At 65.5% G+C, this 2,803-nt stretch carries 3 protein-coding genes; all 3 read left to right on the forward strand.

What is annotated here, in order from left to right; all coding sequences use genetic code 11:
* Positions 1–119 precede the first annotated feature (119 nt).
* The 3 genes from GFJ39_RS13745 to GFJ39_RS13755 are packed head-to-tail and all read left to right on the forward strand — an operon-like array spanning position 120 to position 2,796.
* Entirely contained in the window at positions 120–314 is a 195-nt protein-coding gene (locus GFJ39_RS13745) for a DUF1656 domain-containing protein (RefSeq protein ID WP_041111784.1), read from the forward strand.
* 12 nt (positions 315–326) lie between these two features.
* Entirely contained in the window at positions 327–1,238 is a 912-nt protein-coding gene (locus tag GFJ39_RS13750; protein WP_153432011.1) for a biotin/lipoyl-binding protein, read from the forward strand.
* Position 1,239: 1 nt separating this feature from the next.
* Positions 1,240–2,796, forward strand: a complete 1,557-nt coding sequence (locus GFJ39_RS13755; protein WP_153432013.1) for an efflux transporter outer membrane subunit — start codon at positions 1,240–1,242, stop codon at positions 2,794–2,796.
* Positions 2,797–2,803 lie beyond the last annotated feature (7 nt).

The raw sequence follows: 2,803 nt of genomic DNA on the forward strand, positions 1-2,803 counted from the left end.
CCACCGACGTCTACTTCACTGAGTGGGAGTCGATGTGGCTGAGCGAGGAGCGTTGTGGACGAATTAGCGTACAGTCTGGCGGGTGGCAGTCTGGTGGTTGACGGTGGGGTCGGTCCCTGATGCTGGCTGAAGTTGACCTGTTTGGCGTTTTCGTTGCACCGCTTTCCATTTACGCCGTAGCGGCGGTCTTTGTGACGTTACTGCTTCGAAGCATCCTGTGGCGCACCGGTGCGCTGGGATGGTTCTGGCACGTCGCCCTCTTTGAAATAGCACTCTATGTCTGTGTTCTCTGTCTGCTCATCCTTTACGTATAGGAGGGGTCGGCAATGAACTGGACCCGCAGTGTGATCCGTGTCCTGCTGACCCTCATCGTCCTGGCTCTGGCCATCGGGCTGGGGCGCACGATGTGGGACATCTATGTCCTTGCTCCCTGGACCCGTGACGGCCGCGTGCGCGTCTATGTCGTGGATGCCGCTCCTGAAGTCTCGGGCACGGTTGTCGCGGTGCCGGTCGTGGACAACCAGTTCGTCCACAAGGGCGATCCGCTCTTCGTGCTCGATCCGGTGCGCTTCCGCCTCGATATCGACGCCGCGCGCGCCCGGGTGGCCGGGGCCGAGGAAGAACTCAAGCTCCGCACGTCCGACGCAAAGCGCCGCATGGGGCTGGGCGGCATCGTCTCGGCGGAAGAACAGGAAGACTTCAACTCCAATGTTGAAACCCAGCGCGCCAAGGTCAACGCGGCCAAAGCGGAGCTGAACACCGCCCTGCTGAACCTCCAGCGCTCGACGGTCTACTCCCCCGTGGACGGCTACGTCACCAACCTCAACCTGCGGGTGGGTGACTATGCCCATGCCGGCGTGTCGGGGCTGGCGGTGATCGACGCACACAGCTACTGGGTCAACGGGTATTTCGAGGAAACCAAGATGCACGGCGTGCATGTTGGGGACGAGGCCCGCATCAAGCTGATGGGCTACAAGCAGATCCTTATGGCGCATGTGGTCAGCATCGGCCGCGGCATCAACGACCAGAACGGCGTGTCCGACAAGCTGGGCCTGCCGGATGTCAATCCGATCTTCACCTGGGTGCGTCTGGCGCAGCGTATTCCGGTGCGTCTGGAGTTTGACAGCGTCCCCCCCGAGATCACGCTGGCGGCCGGCATGACGGCCACGGTGACGATCGGGCGTGAGACGCCGGGCGCGCGCGGACGCCTGACCACCTGGCTGCAGAACCACCTCTGATATGTCAGGCATCCCCCTTTCCCGATCGCTGGCGCGGCCCTTCACCCGGGCCGTCGCCCTCCGCGGCGTGGCTCTGGCCCTGAGCACCTGCCTGTCGCTGACGGCGTGCACGGTGGGTCCGAACTTCAAACCGGACCGGATCAAGGTGCCCGACGCCTTCGTCGAGCAGCCCCGCCCGGTCACGGCCGATGCGCTGGCGCAGTCGGCTGCCGACATGAAGGACTGGTGGGCGCAGTTCCATGATCCCATGCTCAACGAGCTGGTGGAGCAGGCGATCAAGGGCAATTACGACCTGCAGATCGCCTCGCAGCACATCATCGCCGAGCGTGCCGTGCGGCGTCAGGCCCAGTCGGCCTGGTATCCGCAGCTCGACGTGGCCGCGGGCGGTGGCGATGACCGCTATTCCGTCAATGTGGACAACTGGCCGCTGCGCCCGGGCAATCCGGCCAACCGCCCCGAGGCCTCGGTCCTGACCTATGGCGCGCGGGCGAGCTGGGAAGTCGATCTGTTCGGGCACATCGCCCGGCAGGTGGAAGAGCGCAAGCGGATCGTCGAGGAATCGATCGAGAACCGCCGCGCGGTCCTCCTCGCGCTGCTGGCCGAGATGGCGACGGATTACGTGACGCTGCGTTCCGTGCAGGAGCGTCTGACCGTGACCGAGCGCGCCATCGACGTGGCCGTGCGCTCGCGCGAACTGACCGAAAAGCTCTACACGCATGGTCTGGGCAACACGCTGGCCGTGGCGCAGGCGCAGACGGAAGAGCATCTCGAACGCGCCCGTCTGGCCCCGCTGCACGAGCAGGAAGAGCGGCTGATGCATGCCATCGCCGTGCTTGTCGGCGACATGCCGGGCCAGCTTGAGGAAGAGCTGGAAAAGCGCCGTCCGATCCCGGATCTGCCGCGCTTCCCCGACAGCCTGCCGTCGATCGTGCTTGCCAACCGCCCCGACATCCGCGTGGCCGAGGCCGAATACGCCGCCGATACGGCGCGCGTGGGCATTGCGGTGTCGAACCTCTATCCGAAATTCATGATCCCGCTGACGTTCAACCCGAACGCCTCAGCCGCCTATCAGGCGTTCCAGGCGGGCGGCATGGCGTGGAGCTTCATGATGATGGCGACGCTGCCGGTCATCCATGGCGGTCGCTACACCGCCGCGATCGCGCAGGCCCGGGCCGAGGCCGAGGGCAGCCGTCTGACCTACCGCAAGACGGTGCTCAAGGCGTTCGCGGATGTCGAGGACGCGATGGGCGACTGGCGGCACAATGCCGAGCTGGTCGAGGAGCTGAACCAGGCTGCCGTCGATGCCGGCCTGGCCCGCGACCGCGCGCAGAAGCTGTTCACCGCCGGTCTGACCGGATACCTGAACGTGCTGACGACCGAGCAGACCGCCCTGTCCGCCGAGGACCAGGCCGTCGTCGGCCGCCTCGCCCGCGTGCGCAACGCCGTCGCGCTGTACATCGCACTCGGCGCCGGATGGCAGGGAAAAGCCCTTACCGACACCAGACTCCCCGTCGAAGTCAAACAGCAGAACGCCTTCGTCAGAGCATTCACACGATAAGGCGGGG

The sequence above is a fragment of the Gluconobacter aidae genome, from assembly GCF_009547075.1.
Classification (GTDB): domain Bacteria; phylum Pseudomonadota; class Alphaproteobacteria; order Acetobacterales; family Acetobacteraceae; genus Gluconobacter; species Gluconobacter aidae.

Coding starts and splice junctions, on each gene's coding strand:
- GFJ39_RS13745 (WP_041111784.1), top strand. CDS start 120: ATGCTGGCTGAAGTTGACCTGTTTGGCGTTTTCGTTGCACCGCTTTCC.
- GFJ39_RS13750 (WP_153432011.1), top strand. CDS start 327: ATGAACTGGACCCGCAGTGTGATCCGTGTCCTGCTGACCCTCATCGTC.
- GFJ39_RS13755 (WP_153432013.1), top strand. CDS start 1,240: ATGTCAGGCATCCCCCTTTCCCGATCGCTGGCGCGGCCCTTCACCCGG.